This is a genomic window from Thermosynechococcus sp. PP555, assembly GCF_031583225.1.
Taxonomy (GTDB): domain Bacteria; phylum Cyanobacteriota; class Cyanobacteriia; order Thermosynechococcales; family Thermosynechococcaceae; genus Thermosynechococcus.
The window spans coordinates 2,060,830-2,076,340 of the sequence record NZ_CP134168.1 but is presented as its reverse complement, the minus strand read 5'-3'; the positions used below and the strand labels follow the sequence as shown (position 1 = coordinate 2,076,340).

The window sequence follows — 15,511 nt, the reverse complement described above, 5'->3', positions numbered from 1 at the left end:
CCTGGGAGGAGGAAGACTTCGAGGAGGAGATGGAGCAACTCCGCCTTTACGATGATGACGGTCGCTTCCTCGACTGCTACATCGAGTTTCGTCTGAATGTGCAAGGGGAAACCTATGCGCTGCTGCGGCCAGTGGACTATCCCGTAGAAATTTTTGCGGTCGTGGCCGAAAACGACGAGGAAGAAACCTTGGTGCCCCTAGAGGAGCAGGAAATTGATGCGGTCTTTGATACAGCCCGTGCCATCCTTGAAGAACAAAACCTCACCCTCAAGCGCACTGCACTGACCCTCACCGTAGCGGGTGAACTACCGGATCTGGATGAAGATGAGATTCTCACGGTTGAGGTGGAAGCCGATGATGACATTGAGGAGTATCAACCCCTCGGCAGTAGCTTCTTTTGCGGTACGCGAGAATACAGCGTTTATACGCCCCTGAGTCCGACCCTGTACGTTGCCCGTCTTGTCCCCGGTCAAGAACCCGAACTGCTCTCTCCCCAAGATTTTCAACACCTGCAACCCCTCTTGGAACAGCATTTGGTGAGCCATCTCATTGAAGAGGAGGACTGGGAAGACTAGACCCTACAGATTCTTAGGGTTTGTAGCGTAGGATCGGCAGCCCCCACGATCTCTGCCCCCAGCTCTTGGAGGGTTTGCAAGGTTTCAATCACTGATGCAGTGATCCGTTCCCCGGCGATAACAGCGGGAATTCCCGGTGGGTAGGGGGAGAGTGTCTCGGCGCTAATCTTATTGCAGGCCGCCTTGAGGGGAACCGAGACCTGTGGGCAAAAGTAGGCGTCCCGTGGTGAGAGCGTAGGTTCTTCAAGGTTAGGGATTGGGGGGATGGCCAGTGGCGGCAGAGGCGCATTGTGAACGTATTCGGCGTAAACACTTTTCAGGCGATCGGCCAAGATTTCGAGCATTGTTTGGCTGGTACCGAGGCCAAGGCAAAAGGTGAGCGATCGCCCACTGGGCAACTCGGCCATAATTTGCGGTTGCAACAGCGCATCCAGCTCAAAGCCCGTCAGTCCAATTGGCCAAGTACCTAGGGTCAATCGCAGCGGATCCTGAGGGATGCCTGTGGGCTGCCAGCGCGGCAAAGGCCATTCAGAGGTCTTAACCCACTGGAGAAGTCGGGCATAGATTTGCTCTCCCTGCTCAGCCATCTGCACCCCCGCCCGCTCAAGGGCTGCCAAAAACCAATAGCTGGGACTGGTGGTTTGCACGAGGTTCAGGGCTTGACTCAAGCGCTCAGGGGACACCCGCTCCCCCTTCAGATGCAGCACTGCCGTTTGGGTTAACGTGCCGAGGGTTTTGTGCCACGACTGCACCACCACATCTGCGCCTGCGGCCAAAGCAGCTACCGGAAAGGCGGGATGATAGGCAAAATGACTGCCGTGGGCTTCATCGACAATGAGGGGCAAACCGTGGTCATGGACGCACTGAGCAATCTCGACCAAGGGTGAGCAAAGGCCTTCATAGGTGGGACTGACAAGCACAACCGCCTTGGTATCGGGATAGGCAGCCAAGCCGGCGGCAACCACATCACGGGTAATGGGCAACGGCAGCCCCCACTGGGGATCAACCGCGACTCCCAAATAGACGGGCTTCGCCCCCGTTAACACCAGTCCCGCAATCACTGAGCGGTGGACATTGCGCCCCACAAGAACGCGATCGCCCGGCCCTACCGTGGCTAGAAGTGCGGCTAAAAGACCACTGGTGGCACCATTCACCAAAAACCAAGCGCGATCGCTCCCCACCGTCGCTGCTACCGCCGCCTGTGCCTCTGCCAGGACTCCTGTTGGCTGCGCCAAATTATCAAGGCCGGGCAACTCACTTAAATCTTGGGCTAAGGCCATTCCCCAAAGGGCACGCAACAGCGGTTCCATGCCTCGACCCCGTTGATGGCCGGGCGTGTGTAAGGGAATCGTGTGGTTTTGGGCTAAAAGAGCAGCAAGGAGAGAAATCGTCAACTAGAATGAGTATAAGGGTCTAAGTAATTATACGGATTTAGGGATGTCTATACCGCAAGACGATCGGTTGGAGTATTCACTGCTGTCGGAGCGTGAGCTACAGGTGTTGGAGCTTGTGGCGGCGGGGCTAACCAACCAAGACATTGCCGCCAAACTAGACATCAGCAAGCGTACGGTAGATAACCATATCAGTAATATTCTGATGAAAACAAAATCAGAAAATCGTGTGGCACTTGTGCGCTGGGCTTTAGCGTGGGGTAAAGTTTGCTTGAATGATGTCAATTGTTGTGCACTGCCCACCCCCCCTACCCAGCCCCATGAGTGAACGTGTGTACTACAATCCCCGCCTGCCACTGGCCGTCTATCGTGAGCTGGCTGCCCACTTGCAGTTACTTGATGGGATTTCTGTGCGGCTGTTGCCCCAAACCTGTTCCCGCTTTGACTACGAATTGAGCCAAATTGAAGGCATTGCCGTGACTTGGCCGCCAACGCCAAACATGCAAGCACGCTGTGAGGAGATTCTCCAACACTATGGACTGCAGTATGGGGACTGGCAGGGTTCACTATAGGTATGGTATTGCTGGAATGCCAATGCTGCTCCCTGCTGGAGACTAACGATGGAATCCGCAGAATTGCTCGCCTGCTATGCCAAGGGTCAAACCAATTTTCAAACTGTGAATCTGACTGGCCTCAATCTGGTTGGCGCCGATTTAATCGGCATTGATTTGCGGGGTGCTAGTTTACAGGGGGCACACTTGCAGTTCTGTCATTTTGGCCGTGCTGATTTTAGTTATGCTCTGTTGACGGGAGCACGCTTGGAAGGATGCAACTTTACCCAAGCAGTTTTTAACGATAGCCATTTTCGTGATGCCCAATGTCATGGTTGCGTTTTTGATCGCGCCAATTTGCAGGGGGCAGATCTCACATTAGCGGTTTTTCGCGACTGCAACTTCCTGAGTAGTGACTTGCGACAGGTGAATTTAAGCCATACGGTTTTGGCTGGCTCCTGTCTGCGCAGTGCTAACTTTCGCAAAGAGAACTATCAGGAGGGGGCAAGTCTGGTGGGTGCAGATCTCCGCCAAGTCGATCTCCAAGGAACGAATTTGGCAGGAGCGGATTTATCACGGGCTAACCTCAAGGGAGCCAATCTCAAGGAGGCCAACCTTAATGCCGCCAACCTGACCCAAGCCAATTTGGCAAATACCAATCTTCAGGGGGCGATTCTCACCCGTGCCATTCTCTATGAGGCGAATCTGGTGGGAAGCAACTTACGGCAGTCGCGGCTGGCTCAAGCAGACCTGCGGGGAGCGATTCTCACGCAAGCGGATTTAAGTCAAGCGATTCTCTCTGAGGCGCGGCTTGATGATGCCCAAGCTCAAGGGGTGAACTTGCGGGAAGCGGTTTTGAATAAGGCGGATTTGCGGCGTACGGATCTCACTAGGGCGGATTTGCAAGAAGCTCGGCTCATTGATGCCTACCTAGCCCGCACGAATCTCAAGGGTGCCAATTTACGTCAAGCCAACCTAATACGTGCTGATCTCAGTAGTGCCCTGTTGCTGGAGGCTTGCTTGGAGCAGGCATTAATGCCCGATGGCAGTGTCTTTATCTAAAGCACTTGCTATAGTACAACAGAGACACAGTTTCCCTGAGGGGTATGGCAGAGTTTGCAGCGGCACTGGCACCGGAGCTAACGATTCAGTGGGTGAATGCGATCGCCAGCGTTCCCGAGGAGCAGTGGGATGCTCTTGCGTTGCCCCTAGAAACCCCCTTCTTTGAATGGGAATGGCTGCACCAAATTGAAGCCTCTGGCAGTGCAACGCTGCAAACCGGTTGGCTCCCCCATCATCTCTTGGTTTGGCGCGATCGCCAAGGTCAGCGGGAACTGGTCGCTGCCGCTCCCCTCTATGTCAAAGGCCACAGTCAAGGGGAATTTGTCTTTGATCACCAATGGGCAGAGCTGGCGGCGCGGTTGGGCATTCGCTATTATCCGAAGCTGCTGGGGATGGCGCCCTTTACGCCGGCGGTGGGCTATCGCTTTCTCATGGCCGAGGGAGTGGATGTGGCTCTGATGACCAAGGTGATGCTCCACGAAATTGATCGCCTCTGTCAGCGTCACCGTTTTTCCAGTTGCCACTTTCTCTACGTCGATCCCCAATGGCAACCCGCTGCCGAAGCCTACGGTTATCGTGCGTGGCTCCACCACAGTTACATTTGGCAAAATCGCAACTATCAGACCTTTGACGACTATTTGGCGGACTTCAATGCCAACCAACGCCGCAACATCAAGCGGGAACGCAAGGCCGTGGCTCAAGCGGATCTCACGTTTCGGGTTCATCAGGGGGATGAGGTCAGCCGCAGCCTGTTGCGACAGATGTACGATTTCTATGCCGATACCTGCGACAAATTTGGCTGGTGGGGCAGCAAGTATCTAACACGGCAGTTTTTTGAAGCCCTGAGCGATCGCTATCGTCACCGCGTGGTGCTCTTTGCTGCCTATCCCAGCAATGGCAGTCAGCGTCCCATTGCCATGTCCTTTTGTATCACCAAGGGAGCCAATCTCTACGGTCGCTATTGGGGCAGTGCCCAGGAGATTGATTGCCTGCACTTCAATGCCTGTTACTATGAACCCATTGAATGGGCGATCGCCAACGGCATTCAGCGCTTTGATCCGGGGGCGGGCGGACGCCATAAAAAACGGCGGGGCTTCCCAGCGACGCCCAACTACAGCCTGCACCGCTTCTATGCACCGCAGTTAGCGCAAATTTTTGATCACTACATTGACCAGATCAATGACGAGGAGCAGCGGCTCATTGACACAATTAATGCCGACTTACCGATGAAGCAGCGCTAAGACTGGGAGGCCGTCACCAACTCTGGTGAAGCAGGGGTCTCTTGGAGATGGGCTAATTCGGCAACAAAATCACTAATCCCTTGGAACTGGCGATAGACCGAAGCAAAACGAACATAGGCCACTTCACTAAGATGACGCAGCCGTTGGAGTGCTGCTTCCCCCAATTCAGCGCTGGTGACTTCGCGGCGCGATCGCAACTGCAAATCCGCCTCAATATCATCTACGAGGGCTTCAATTTTTTGTTGGGGAATGTTGGTTTTGCCACAGGCGGTCATGATGCCCCGCAACAATTTTGAGCGATCAAAGGACTCGCGATCGCCATTGCGTTTAATGACCGTAATAGGAACGTACTCAATCCGCTCGTAGGTGGTGAAGCGACGGCTACATTGGAGGCACTCTCGACGCCGCCGAATACTCTGCCCCCCCTCTGCCGATCGAGACTCTAGAACCCGACTATCCGTATGGTGGCAATAGGGACACTGCATAGGGATCCCCGCTTATTTAGGCACCTGAGAGTATCATAGCCGATTCTTTCGAGCGATTAACATGCGCAAGGGCTGCGACAGCGTTTGTTAGGCTAGGGGTATCCATCGGGTATCCTGCCATGACCGATCCAAACCTCCAAAAGAAACGTAATCAACCCACGATCATTAACGTCGAGCCAGAAAATTTACTCCTCATTGCTGCCCTAAGCCTCTTTATTCCGCTGGTGATTGTGGGCTTTTTTGCGCACTAGGCTGAAAACACCAACCGCCTTGCCGTTATCGTTCTGAAAAGAGTTTCGTTGCAACGACCCCTCAATGGCCGCAAAAAAGCCTAGAAGACCCTAGGGATTGACTATGATAAAAAAATGTTAATGAATTATAAAGATAAGAGCAAAGGATGAGTCTAATCAATAAAAAAGCAGCAAGAAATTAAAGAAAAATTTAGAACATTCCCTAAGATAGTGTAGCCTAAGCAACCCCTTTTCCCCGAGGTGCGTGGTAGGTTTTGAATGAAGCCAAAATTTTTCTATTGTTCCCTTGGCAAAGCAGGCATCAAGTAATTATGCTACACCTATCCATTTCCCAAATTTATTACCTACGGCATCTACTGCGCCAGTATGCGCCAATGCTCAAGCCTGTGATTGCTGAAGGGGTGGCTACGGCAAAAGCGGATCTGGGCGCTGTATTGGAGAGTCTTTATCCCGAGGCTGAGGAGTTGGCAACCGCTACCGAACAGTTGAGTCGGTTAATTCTTTTACATCAGAAAAAAGACCTCCTCTCTAGTGAGCAATATGAGGCAATCACTCAGCAAATTTTCTGGGTTTTGGGATTAAAATATACCTCACCAGAGGTGGGGCAACAATTAGATATTGCTTAACCAGTCAGGTTAGAAAATACAAAAATCTGCGGGGTTTGCAACGAATGATGTCGAAGGAGGCTCCAAGGGGAAGGGGTCTTTCTAGTGCCATTGGCTGGCTTCAGCTGTTATTTCCCAAACACCAAAGCTAGGATAGGATTATGGAGCACGATGCCTCGTTTTTGTTTCCTCAATTCGGTCGGCCAATCATGGGTGGGCAGGCGGGCTATGGATTTGACTTTTCAGCCAGTGCAGACCCCTACGAGTTGCTGCGGGGGGTTTGTGCCCGTTTACCTCTGCTGATCCTGTTCTATGACAATGAAGGGCAGATTTACTCCATCAACCAAGAGGTCACGACCCAATTGGGATGGGATATAGCAGATTTACTGTCGCAGGACTTTTTGAGTCAATGCTTTCCCGATTCAGAGACCCAGCGGCAAATTCACTATTGGATGATTCATGCTCCTAGCGGTTGGCAGGAGGTACCTGTCCATGGTGCAGATGGCCAAGTCCGAGAGGTGATCTGGGCTTTTGTGCGGTTTCCCAATGGCGCAGGCCTGATCTGCGGCTACAACATCACGGATATAAAGTTAACCCAAGCAGCGTTGCTGGAAACCAGCGATCGCTACGCGTTGCTCACCCGTGGCATCAATGATGGCATCTGGGACTGGAACTTGACGACCAATGAGACGTTTTATTCCTCGCGCTGGAAAAATATTCTCGGCTATCAGGATCACGAAATTGGCAACCACATTGACGATTGGCTCAAGCGGATACACCCCCAAGATGTTGAGCGGGTCAAATTGAATTTAATGCTCCATGTGCGCGGCCAAACCCCCCATTTTCACCAAGAGTTTCGCATTCAACATCGCAACGGCTCTTATCGCTGGGCGTTGGCACGGGGGCTGGTGCTGCGGGATACCCATGGCAATGCCATACGCTTTGCCGGTTCTTTAACCGACTTGACTGAGCATTACTTTGCAGAGAGGCAGTTGCTCCATGATGCCCTCCATGACTCGCTGACGGGGCTAGCCAATCGCACGCTCCTCTTTGACCGCATTGAACAGGCGGCTCGCCATGGTCGGCGTCGTCCCGACTACAAGTTTGCCATTTTGTTCATTGACATTGATCGGTTCAAGGTCATTAACGACAGCCTTGGCCACAGTTGCGGTGACTTGATTTTGATTGAATTGGCCAATCGCCTCACCCGAATTGTGCGCCCCGATGACACCGTGGCTCGTATTGGCGGCGATGAGTTTGTGATTTTGCTGGATGATATTCGTGACAACAACGATGCTTTGGGGGTGTGCGATCGCATTCGCTGTGAACTCGATAAACCCTTTATGGTCAAAGATCAACCAATTACGCTGCGGGTGAGTATCGGCGTGGCCACGCGATCGTCCCACATTGAAAAAGCAGAAAACTACTTGCGCAATGCCGATATTGCCATGTATCGTGCCAAGCTGGCGGGGGGCAATCGCTATCAAGTCTTTAGTGAAGAAATGCATTTGATGGCGCGCGATCGCCTCTCCCTTGAAGTGGGGTTGCGCCAAGCTATTGAGCGGGATGAATTTACCCTCTTTTATCAGCCCATCTATCGTCTTAGTGATAATCGTCTCTACGGTTTTGAAGCCCTGATTCGCTGGCAACATCCCACCCAAGGTTTATTACTGCCCGATCGCTTCATTCCCCTTGCTGAGGAAACGGGACTGATTTTGCCCATTGGCGATTGGGTGATCTGGCGGGCTTGCCGCGATCTTCAGCACTGGCATGAGGCATTTCCCCAGGCTCAGCTTGCTGTGAATGTGAATTTATCGAATCGGCAACTGATGTACCCTGCCCTTTTGGAGCAAATCTCAGCCGCCTTGGCGCAAACCCAGATTCCCCCCCATTGCCTGCACCTCGAAATGACCGAAAGTGTAGGCATTGATCAGCCCGATCAGGTGCGCGACATATTACTTAAACTCAAGGCTCAAGACATCAAGCTCAGCCTCGATGACTTTGGCACGGGTTATTCTTCCCTGTGCTACTTGACCAATCTTCCCATTGACATCCTCAAAGTGGATCGCAGCTTTGTGAAGCTGATCACCGAAACTAGCCAAAAACACCTCGTCATTGATGCCATTGTCAGCCTTGCCAAGGGGCTAGAACTCGAAGTGATTGCCGAAGGGGTGGAGCATCCCTATCAAGTGACGCGACTGCGGGAACTGGGCTGTGACTATGCCCAGGGCTATTATTTCTCGCAACCCCTGAGTATTGAGCAGGTGGATGCCCTGTTGGCGCAGATTCATGCTACTTAGAAACACCATTTCTTGGAAACCCTAAGCATCTAGTGATGGGCTTCTGAACTGACGCGGTACATCAAGTATGTGCTGATGGCAATAATCAGAATTGCGGTGGCCAGATAGAGTAGGTCAAGGGGCGTTTTGACATTGAAGGCAATCAGTTGCTTAAAGAAAGTCACCACTAGAGCCATGACGATTGTTTTTAGCAGTTTATCCTTAAGCTGATCTAAGCTCTGAGCCTGCATCAGGGAAACATCAGTGGCGCGATCGCGAGCCAGACCCGCATCAATTTTAGAAATAAACAGTTCATAGATACCGAGGGCAAACAGCAACAAAATAATGCCAATTAAATACAAATCAATACCCGTGATGATGTAGCCAAGGGTTTTGATATAAATTGTGGAATCCCCATAATTGCGAAATTGGATGCCCAGCCCTAAAAGAATTTCATGACTGCCGAGAATAAATAGAGCAAAGGTACTGAGTAGGCTAAAAATGACGGGAATAATGACAAAAAGACGGAAATACCAGAGAAAAGGCTCAACAAGCCTCTCCAGTTGGGATAACCTTCGCATTACCAAGAGCACCAAAAGCTCCTAACATCCTAGCAGAGGCACTCGCCAATCAAAGAAGGTGGGAAATGTTGGGGGAGTAATAGCTAGGGGTTAGTAGTTGAAGATTACTAGCAAAGGAGTAGGAGCCTATTGGGATAATTCTTTAATCAAGAGGTTGCCCATTTCGCGACAGCCCACCAGCGTACAGCCCTCAGCCATTAAATCGCCAGTGCGGTAGCCTTGATCTAAAACAGCAGTAATCGCTTCTTCGATCGCTTGCGCTGCTGCTGGTTGGTTGAGGCCATAACGCAGCATCATGGCCGCACTGAGTACCATTGCCAAGGGATTCGCTTTGTCTTGGCCGGCAATGTCGGGCGCCGAGCCATGAACCGGTTCAAACAGACCCGGCCCGGATTCCCCTAGGCTGGCGGAGGGAAGCATACCAATACTGCCCGTGAGCATGGCAGCAATATCGGAGAGAATATCACCAAATAAGTTACTGGTGACAATTGTGTCAAACTGTTTCGGGGCACGCACCAGTTGCATTGCGGCATTGTCCACATAGAGGTGGCTGAGTTCCACATCGGGATATTCAGCGCTAAGCGCAGTCAGGCGATCGCGCCACAGTTGGGAAACTTCAAGGACATTGGCTTTATCCACCGAGCAGAGTTTGCCCTGCCGTTTGCGAGCCGTTTCAAAGGCCACGTGGCCAATGCGATCAATTTCCGTGGCGGTGTAGGCCATCGTATTCACCCCCCGCTGCTCACCCGTTTCCGTGGTGAAAATACCGCGCGGTTGACCAAAGTAAATGCCGCCAGTCAGTTCACGCACCACCATGAGATCCACGCCGGCAATCACTTCCGGCTTGAGGGACGAGGCATGAAGCAGCTGCGGAAAAATCTTGGCGGGGCGTAAGTTAGCAAATAAACCCAGACCAGCGCGAAGGGCAAGTAATCCCGTTTCCGGGCGCAGATGACGGGGTAAGCTATCCCACTGCGTTCCGCCAATGGCGGCTAAAAGCACGGCATCACTTTGCCGACAGGTTTCCAGCGTTGCTGCTGGCAAGGGTTCCCCCACAGCATCAATGGCAGAGCCGCCCACAAGGGCAGGAATAAAGTCAAAGGCCAATTCAAAGCGAGGGGCGATCGCCTGTAACACATCGAGGGCAACAGCCGTAATTTCTGGACCAATACCATCCCCGGCCAAAACAGCAATGCGATACGTGGTTGCCATGCCTGTCTCAAAATCACCGATCTTCTAATCTACACCAGCAGCGGTCTTCCCTTGAGGCTATTCCGAGAGATAGCCATCCGGCAAAATCGCCTCGCTCATATCCACAGCACTGAGATCAACGCCATTGAGGCTGGCACCGGTAAGAATCGCTTCAATGAGATTGGCTCCCCGCAGATCGGCACCGCTGAGATTCGCCCCCATTAAGTTGGCACCAATGAGAATCGCGGAACTGAGATCGGCTCCCCGCAACAGTGCTTGGGCAAGGCTCACTCCCCGTAAATCGGCACCAACAAGATTGGCTTTGTCCAAACAGGCATGGCGTAAGTTGGCTTCTTTGAAGGCCACTTCCCGCAAATGGGCTTCCTCAAGACGGGCACGACGCAGATTCGCCCCAATCAGGACGGCTCGCTCTAAATTGGCTTGGTACAGATTGGTGGCACTGAGGTTGGCACCGCGCAAATTGGCCTGTACCAGTTGACTTTCCCGCAAGACGGCATCCGCAAGATCAGCGCCCCGCAGGTAGGCTTCCGTTAAGTTGGCACGGGTGAGGTTGGCACGTTCTAGCTCAGCAAGGGTAAGATCCGTGAGGGTCAAATTAGCATCCCGCAAAATCGCTTCACTCAGTTGGGCACCGGTGAGGTTGGCTTCACTGAGATCGGCATTGGCAAGGTTGGCACGGCTGAGATCCGCCCCCGTTAGGTTGGCCTTGCGCAACGACACCCAGCGGAGATCGGCACTGATTAAAATCACGCCCCGCAGATCCGCCCCCCGCAAATCCGCCTGACTAAGATTCACGCCAGTGAGAATTGCCCCCCGCAAATCAGCCCCTTGCAGGTTCGTGCTCTGTAGGGCAGCATCGGTGAGATCGGCACGGGAAAGATCAATGCCCGTCAAAATACACCGACTCAGGTTAGCACGGCGCAAGCGTACCCCGGCAAAGTCGCGATCGCCCACACTATATCGTTTCAGCAAAACATCTGGTTCCACAGTAATTCAGTCATGTCCTTCAGTAGCAAATCTGCGTCTAGTTTTAGGGTTCCCCCGGCGTTGGCTGAACCTCCGGTGGTGAGAGGGGTTTTAGGCGAATTCGAGCCATGTAGTGGGTAAACTGATTATCTCGCACCTGACTGGTAATGCCTAGGGCAGCAAAGGGTTGGAGCGATCGCGCGATTTCAGGGGCTAACTGTGGCAACAGCAAGTTATTTTGCAACGGCGCCAAATCACTCAAATTGAGGTAAAACTGGGTGCCCTTGGGATGGGGAAGCACTGCACGATAGAGGGGAGAGTCAGCCAAGGAGCGCGTAGGGGGGGTACGCATATCCATCAACGGGCCAAGTCCCAAAAAGAGGGTCTGGTCATTTAGCCAGCCATGCTGCCCCACCGGCAGGCCTGGAGGAATGCGCCAAGTGGTGAGGGGTTGCGGTTCAGGGGCGGTTTGTTGTACTTGCCACCGTAGGCGATCGCGAATTTGGCTATCGAGCTGGCTCAGGGTTTGACTGGCTTGGGGGCGATCGCTGGTCTGACTCAGAAAGAGCAAACTAGGGGCATTGCCTAGGGCGGGAACGGGCACAAAGGCGGCAGCAAATTCACCATCCATCCAAGGCACAAAGGCCTGTTGCCAATCAAGGCCTGTGAGATCTTTAACCGTATTGGCAATTGTTTCTTGAACAAAGACAGGGGTGTTCTGCCATAAATTCCGAAAGGAACCCGTACTGTAAAAGGCCAAGGTGGTCTCTGGCACCAGACGGCTCAGTTCACGGCTGTCACCTTCACTGACAAGGGCTTGATCCGGTTGCGAACGCCACGTCACTGCCTCCAGTTCAATTTGCTCAGGGGTCATGTCTGCGGTGAGCACCATCCCTTGCAGTTCCCGCGGCGGTTCAGGCAGACTTCCTTCAGGGGCGGCCATCTGACTGGCTAAAAAGGCGGGTAGGTTCAAATAAAGTTCCACCAAAGGGCGATGATCCGATAACCCTTTCACTGCCTGTTGATAGGTGGGCTGGCTGCCAATGCCGTTGTTGGCTTGGGCGGTGGCAATGACTTGTTGCAGGGCGCTCTGGTGCTGACTCCAAATGATGTAGGCCTGATTCTCATGCGTAATAAGGGCGATCGCGCCGCTATCGGGGTCAGGGAGAATCCCCTTGGCCTTGAAGATTTTCACGCCGTTGATTTCTGTGATCGGCTCGCCAATGACGCTTTGCAGCAGTTGCTCCCCCATCGGTACATTTAGGGTCGGCACAATCCAAACGTGGGGCGGTACCGGCAATTCTCTGACGGACTCTGGGGTAATGGGCAACAAGACCACTGTGGCTTGGTCACCAATAAACGGGCGCACATCCTTGAGGTAATCCAGTTGCGCCAAATTCACCCCCTCTGGCGAGAGCGGATCATAGCTGGGGTTCAACCAAGGTTGGGCTTGTAACAGGCCACTTTTGGCAAGGGCTTCCCAAGGCTTGGGATCCGTGGGTAAAGTGAGGGTCAGTAGGGCGCTATTGGGGGCGATCGCCATTCCGGGCGCGATCGGACGTTGACTAAACCGTTGCCACAGGAAGACCCCCGCAGCGGCGGCTGCCCCGACAATAACCACAGCAATACCACCCACCAGCCAAGGGCGGAACCGACGGGGAGACTGAACCGAAGGCTGAGATTCCGTGGTCATCGCAACTCTCCAACGGGATGGTAAAGTGTGGTGCGCTGACATGGGGTTCGCCCTAAGGAGCCAATTGCGGCCACCAGATCTGCTGGACTAACGCCCGTGCCCCCCTGCGCTCCAGCCACTGAGGTAATGTGTTCTTCCATCAGTGTTCCCCCCAAATCATTACAGCCCCAATTCAGGGCCATGGTTGCCCCCTCAAGACCCAGTTTGACCCAACTAGGCTGATGGTTCGGAATCCATCGCCCTAAAAACAACCGTGCCACTGCCGTGAGGACAAGTGTGGGTAATAACTGCGGTTGCGGGTGTCCTACCCATTGTCGCATTGCCTTGGGGGCAAGTTCCCCCACATAGGGCAGCAGAATAAACTCGGTAATTCGCGCGGGATAGTCGTGTTCCAAAGCCCTTTGCTGAAGTTGCTGTAGGTGTTGTAGGTGAGCCACCTGATCCGCTGGCGTTTCAATGTGACCGCAGAGCATTGTGCTGGTTGTCCATACCCCCAAACGATGGGCGGTTTCAACAATCTCTAGCCATGTCGCGGTGTTCATTTTCTCAGGACAGATTTTTGAGCGCACCCGATCCACCAACACCTCCGCAGCGGTACCGGGCATGGAGTCCACCCCAGTCTGATGCAGAACATCAATCACTTGGGCATAGGAGAGGCCATCCTCGCGGGCAATGAATTGAATTTCTTGGGGCGAAAAGGCGTGGAGATGGATTTCAGGAAAGGCCGTTTTAATGTCCCGCACGAGGGATTGGTAATAGCGCAAACTGGAGCCACATTCTTTAGCGGCTGGATTGAGTCCCCCCTGCATACAGATTTCTGTCGCCCCTTGGGCAACTGCATCAGCCACTTTGCTCAGGATCGTGTCAATGTCGAGCCAGTAGGCATCGGCAGCGGTGGCATCGCGACGAAAGGCACAAAAGCCACAGTGTTGCTCGCAGATATTCGTGAAGTTGATGTTGCGGTTGATCACATAGGTGACGGTGTCGCCTACCTGTTGTTGGCGCAGGCGATCGCTCGCGGTTTGTAGTGCCCTGAGGAGGGGGGGCAATGGTTCTTGAGGATCACTGCTTGCGGCTAAGGGAAGAGCGGCTGTCAAAAGGGTGAGGGCTTGTTGGGCAGAAATGCCATTGTTAGCAAGAGCCGCCTCTAGCTCAGAGATCGCCCCTATGGTCTGCATCGAATCTACTCCACCTTTAGGACATTAGGTCACTCTTTCTTCAGCTTAAGCACAGCCCTTTTCTAAAATATGGGAGACGTGGAAGGGGGAATGGCAATGGCAGCAGAAGCGGTGGGCATGGTGCAGGTCTTGGGGTACCCGGCAGCCCTTGCTGTGGCCGATACCTTGGTCAAAGCGGCTCAGGTTACCCTTGTCAGTTGTGAGGGGATTGGTGCGGGTTATTGGACAGTGGTGATTCGGGGAGAGGTGGCGGACGTGAATGCAGCAGTTCGAGCAGCGCGATCGCTCAGTGGCCACGAGGTCATTTCCCATCAGATTATTGGCCGTCCCGATGGCAATCTCGAACCGGTTTTACCGATTGTAGTCCCGCAGCAGCCACCCGAGGATTTTCTACTTTAAGGTGTTTTTTTAAGGTGTTTTGAATGGGCGGCTGAGGTAGGAGCCGTCGCACTGACCGTACTAGGCTATCAATGGCGGTAGCTGGAATAAAGTAAGCCGCATTATGCTTTGTTTGAAAACAACCTAGGGCAGCCTCTAGATCCCCTTCAGCACCAATCCATTCCCAAAACTGAGGAAAAGCGGTTTGAATGTCCGCTAAATCAATCGTCATTTTGTGGGTTTTGTCCCGCAGAAAGAGTTCAATGTTGCTATTCACCGTATGGCAATCGTCCAAACACACCTCTAAGGGGTCAGCATTGGCTGGCAAGTTGAGCAAGATGCCCTCGCGGTATGCTTTCATCATCTAGATGCCATAGCGCTGGCGGTAGCTGCGGGCAACACTGAGGTCATCCCGCCGCAGGTGAACGTCGTAGGCGCGATCGCCATAGGTTTGATCGAGTCGTCCCAAAAACCAAGAAAGGCGATTATCCACTTCTAATGTGGCGATCGGGGTAGGCCAAACGCGCCTCACCGAGCAGGAATGTCCGCGACTCATGGGCACTGCTGAAATTGGTGATGAAGGTGGAAGCTTTGGCAAACGTGACCGAACCGCAGCGACCGGTACAGAGGACAAAAACGTTCATAACGCTAGCGGGATCCTTGCAGTTGCTTCACTTGCTCAGGGGTGAGAATTGTCAGCATTTCGACGCGGGTATCCTGCATCACCTTCGAGAGTTGTGTCTTTTGATCAGGGCGCAATGAAACGGCGTCCATGGCTTCACCGGTAGATTTCCCCTGTTTGATGGCATTGCGAAAGATGCGCTGTTGGTCACGATCCAAAATTCTCAGGATGCGATCGTTGGTGCGCAGGGTAAGGCGCAGCACCGCCTGTTTTTGCTCAACACTGAGATTGAGTTTTTTCATTTGCTCAGCGGTCAATAGGCCGCCACTGGTTTGAGCCATCACCTGAGGTGGAATGACTGTGCCACTGATGCCAATAATCAAGGCGATCGCCCCCATGAATCGCTGAATATTCTTTTTCATCGCTGCCACCTCACCACTG

Annotated in this window: 20 protein-coding genes; 9 read left to right on the top strand and 11 right to left on the bottom strand. The window is 53.1% G+C overall.

Annotation, left to right across the window (positions count from 1 at the left end):
- Window positions 1–29: 29 nt before the first annotated feature.
- Window positions 30–575 (top strand): DUF3727 domain-containing protein, encoded by a 546-nt coding sequence (locus tag RHH27_RS10230; RefSeq protein WP_302677684.1) that lies wholly within the window; start codon window positions 30–32, stop codon window positions 573–575.
- Here RHH27_RS10230 and RHH27_RS10225 read toward each other — a convergent pair.
- The gene (locus RHH27_RS10225; RefSeq protein ID WP_302678208.1) at window positions 572–1,969 is read right to left on the bottom strand and encodes an aminotransferase class I/II-fold pyridoxal phosphate-dependent enzyme; all 1,398 of its coding nucleotides are present in this window, start codon (window positions 1,967–1,969) and stop codon (window positions 572–574) included. The two genes, RHH27_RS10230 and RHH27_RS10225, sit on opposite strands and share 4 nt — an antisense overlap.
- Before the next feature lie 43 nt (window positions 1,970–2,012).
- Here RHH27_RS10225 and RHH27_RS10220 point away from each other — a divergent pair, with 43 nt between their 5' ends.
- Genes RHH27_RS10220 through RHH27_RS10205 form a run of 4 tightly spaced genes read left to right on the top strand, consistent with a single transcriptional unit; the run spans window position 2,013 to window position 4,820 of the window.
- Complete coding sequence (locus RHH27_RS10220) at window positions 2,013–2,294, top strand: helix-turn-helix transcriptional regulator (RefSeq protein ID WP_011057702.1); 282 nt, start codon at window positions 2,013–2,015, stop codon at window positions 2,292–2,294.
- Window positions 2,287–2,538 (top strand): hypothetical protein, encoded by a 252-nt coding sequence (locus RHH27_RS10215; RefSeq protein ID WP_302678207.1) that lies wholly within the window; start codon window positions 2,287–2,289, stop codon window positions 2,536–2,538. The genes RHH27_RS10220 and RHH27_RS10215 overlap by 8 nt, the downstream gene beginning before the upstream one ends.
- 48 nt (window positions 2,539–2,586) lie before the next feature.
- Window positions 2,587–3,579 carry a pentapeptide repeat-containing protein gene (locus RHH27_RS10210; RefSeq protein WP_206200051.1) on the top strand — a complete coding sequence of 331 codons (993 nt, stop codon included), beginning with the start codon at window positions 2,587–2,589 and terminating at the stop codon, window positions 3,577–3,579.
- A 44-nt stretch (window positions 3,580–3,623) separates the two neighbouring features.
- A complete protein-coding gene (locus tag RHH27_RS10205; protein WP_310742734.1) occupies window positions 3,624–4,820 on the top strand; it encodes a GNAT family N-acetyltransferase in 1,197 nt (398 codons plus the stop codon).
- On the opposite strand, the gene nrdR is transcribed toward RHH27_RS10205, so the two are convergent.
- Window positions 4,817–5,305: a transcriptional regulator NrdR gene (gene nrdR, locus RHH27_RS10200; RefSeq protein ID WP_206200049.1), complete on the bottom strand. Its 489-nt coding sequence runs from the start codon at window positions 5,303–5,305 to the stop codon at window positions 4,817–4,819. The genes RHH27_RS10205 and nrdR overlap by 4 nt on opposite strands.
- Before the next feature lie 119 nt (window positions 5,306–5,424).
- Here nrdR and RHH27_RS10195 point away from each other — a divergent pair, with 119 nt between their 5' ends.
- The 3 genes from RHH27_RS10195 (at window position 5,425) to RHH27_RS10185 (ending at window position 8,461) form a co-directional block, all read left to right on the top strand.
- Window positions 5,425–5,556, top strand: a complete 132-nt coding sequence (locus tag RHH27_RS10195; RefSeq protein ID WP_310742733.1) for a hypothetical protein — start codon at window positions 5,425–5,427, stop codon at window positions 5,554–5,556.
- 311 nt (window positions 5,557–5,867) lie between these two features.
- Window positions 5,868–6,182, top strand: coding sequence for a hypothetical protein (locus tag RHH27_RS10190; protein WP_310742732.1), 315 nt, complete (start codon window positions 5,868–5,870; stop codon window positions 6,180–6,182).
- Between the two features lie 140 nt (window positions 6,183–6,322).
- Complete coding sequence (locus tag RHH27_RS10185) at window positions 6,323–8,461, top strand: EAL domain-containing protein (protein ID WP_310742731.1); 2,139 nt, start codon at window positions 6,323–6,325, stop codon at window positions 8,459–8,461.
- A gap of 29 nt (window positions 8,462–8,490) precedes the next feature.
- On the opposite strand, the gene RHH27_RS10180 is transcribed toward RHH27_RS10185, so the two are convergent.
- The 5 genes from RHH27_RS10180 to cofH all read right to left on the bottom strand — a co-directional run bounded on the left by RHH27_RS10180 (window position 8,491) and on the right by cofH (window position 14,070).
- Window positions 8,491–9,021, bottom strand: coding sequence for a YqhA family protein (locus tag RHH27_RS10180; protein ID WP_149819084.1), 531 nt, complete (start codon window positions 9,019–9,021; stop codon window positions 8,491–8,493).
- A gap of 126 nt (window positions 9,022–9,147) precedes the next feature.
- A complete protein-coding gene (gene leuB, locus RHH27_RS10175; protein ID WP_206200046.1) occupies window positions 9,148–10,233 on the bottom strand; it encodes a 3-isopropylmalate dehydrogenase in 1,086 nt (361 codons plus the stop codon).
- Between the two features lie 57 nt (window positions 10,234–10,290).
- Complete coding sequence (locus tag RHH27_RS10170; RefSeq protein ID WP_302677693.1) at window positions 10,291–11,205, bottom strand: pentapeptide repeat-containing protein; 915 nt, start codon at window positions 11,203–11,205, stop codon at window positions 10,291–10,293.
- A 58-nt stretch (window positions 11,206–11,263) separates the two neighbouring features.
- Window positions 11,264–12,892: a DUF3352 domain-containing protein gene (locus RHH27_RS10165; protein WP_302678204.1), complete on the bottom strand. Its 1,629-nt coding sequence runs from the start codon at window positions 12,890–12,892 to the stop codon at window positions 11,264–11,266.
- The gene (gene cofH, locus RHH27_RS10160; RefSeq protein ID WP_302678203.1) at window positions 12,889–14,070 is read right to left on the bottom strand and encodes a 7,8-didemethyl-8-hydroxy-5-deazariboflavin synthase subunit CofH; all 1,182 of its coding nucleotides are present in this window, start codon (window positions 14,068–14,070) and stop codon (window positions 12,889–12,891) included. The genes RHH27_RS10165 and cofH overlap by 4 nt, the downstream gene beginning before the upstream one ends.
- Window positions 14,071–14,166: 96 nt before the next feature.
- Here cofH and RHH27_RS10155 point away from each other — a divergent pair, with 96 nt between their 5' ends.
- Window positions 14,167–14,469: a carbon dioxide-concentrating mechanism protein CcmK gene (locus RHH27_RS10155; RefSeq protein WP_206201682.1), complete on the top strand. Its 303-nt coding sequence runs from the start codon at window positions 14,167–14,169 to the stop codon at window positions 14,467–14,469.
- Here RHH27_RS10155 and RHH27_RS10150 read toward each other — a convergent pair.
- Genes RHH27_RS10150 through RHH27_RS10135 form a run of 4 tightly spaced genes read right to left on the bottom strand, consistent with a single transcriptional unit; the run spans window position 14,387 to window position 15,492 of the window.
- Window positions 14,387–14,812 (bottom strand): hypothetical protein, encoded by a 426-nt coding sequence (locus tag RHH27_RS10150; RefSeq protein WP_206200042.1) that lies wholly within the window; start codon window positions 14,810–14,812, stop codon window positions 14,387–14,389. The genes RHH27_RS10155 and RHH27_RS10150 overlap by 83 nt on opposite strands.
- Entirely contained in the window at window positions 14,813–14,980 is a 168-nt protein-coding gene (locus RHH27_RS10145; RefSeq protein WP_302677698.1) for a hypothetical protein, read from the bottom strand.
- The gene (locus tag RHH27_RS10140) at window positions 14,934–15,092 is read right to left on the bottom strand and encodes a hypothetical protein (protein WP_302677699.1); all 159 of its coding nucleotides are present in this window, start codon (window positions 15,090–15,092) and stop codon (window positions 14,934–14,936) included. The genes RHH27_RS10145 and RHH27_RS10140 overlap by 47 nt, the downstream gene beginning before the upstream one ends.
- Window positions 15,093–15,096: 4 nt before the next feature.
- Window positions 15,097–15,492, bottom strand: a complete 396-nt coding sequence (locus RHH27_RS10135) for a Spy/CpxP family protein refolding chaperone (RefSeq protein ID WP_302678202.1) — start codon at window positions 15,490–15,492, stop codon at window positions 15,097–15,099.
- Between the last annotated feature and the right edge of the window lie 19 nt (window positions 15,493–15,511).

Excerpts from the sequence above, each read along its gene's own strand:
- RHH27_RS10230 (WP_302677684.1), top strand. The coding sequence starts at position 30 with ATGGAGCAACTCCGCCTTTACGATGATGACGGTCGCTTCCTCGACTGC.
- RHH27_RS10220 (WP_011057702.1), top strand. The coding sequence starts at position 2,013 with ATGTCTATACCGCAAGACGATCGGTTGGAGTATTCACTGCTGTCGGAG.
- RHH27_RS10215 (WP_302678207.1), top strand. The coding sequence starts at position 2,287 with ATGAGTGAACGTGTGTACTACAATCCCCGCCTGCCACTGGCCGTCTAT.
- RHH27_RS10210 (WP_206200051.1), top strand. The coding sequence starts at position 2,587 with ATGGAATCCGCAGAATTGCTCGCCTGCTATGCCAAGGGTCAAACCAAT.
- RHH27_RS10205 (WP_310742734.1), top strand. The coding sequence starts at position 3,624 with ATGGCAGAGTTTGCAGCGGCACTGGCACCGGAGCTAACGATTCAGTGG.
- nrdR (WP_206200049.1), bottom strand. The coding sequence starts at position 5,305 with ATGCAGTGTCCCTATTGCCACCATACGGATAGTCGGGTTCTAGAGTCT.
- RHH27_RS10195 (WP_310742733.1), top strand. The coding sequence starts at position 5,425 with ATGACCGATCCAAACCTCCAAAAGAAACGTAATCAACCCACGATCATT.
- RHH27_RS10190 (WP_310742732.1), top strand. The coding sequence starts at position 5,868 with ATGCTACACCTATCCATTTCCCAAATTTATTACCTACGGCATCTACTG.
- RHH27_RS10185 (WP_310742731.1), top strand. The coding sequence starts at position 6,323 with ATGGAGCACGATGCCTCGTTTTTGTTTCCTCAATTCGGTCGGCCAATC.
- RHH27_RS10180 (WP_149819084.1), bottom strand. The coding sequence starts at position 9,021 with ATGCGAAGGTTATCCCAACTGGAGAGGCTTGTTGAGCCTTTTCTCTGG.
- leuB (WP_206200046.1), bottom strand. The coding sequence starts at position 10,233 with ATGGCAACCACGTATCGCATTGCTGTTTTGGCCGGGGATGGTATTGGT.
- RHH27_RS10165 (WP_302678204.1), bottom strand. The coding sequence starts at position 12,892 with ATGACCACGGAATCTCAGCCTTCGGTTCAGTCTCCCCGTCGGTTCCGC.
- cofH (WP_302678203.1), bottom strand. The coding sequence starts at position 14,070 with ATGCAGACCATAGGGGCGATCTCTGAGCTAGAGGCGGCTCTTGCTAAC.
- RHH27_RS10155 (WP_206201682.1), top strand. The coding sequence starts at position 14,167 with ATGGCAGCAGAAGCGGTGGGCATGGTGCAGGTCTTGGGGTACCCGGCA.
- RHH27_RS10150 (WP_206200042.1), bottom strand. The coding sequence starts at position 14,812 with ATGATGAAAGCATACCGCGAGGGCATCTTGCTCAACTTGCCAGCCAAT.
- RHH27_RS10140 (WP_302677699.1), bottom strand. The coding sequence starts at position 15,092 with ATGAACGTTTTTGTCCTCTGTACCGGTCGCTGCGGTTCGGTCACGTTT.
- RHH27_RS10135 (WP_302678202.1), bottom strand. The coding sequence starts at position 15,492 with ATGAAAAAGAATATTCAGCGATTCATGGGGGCGATCGCCTTGATTATT.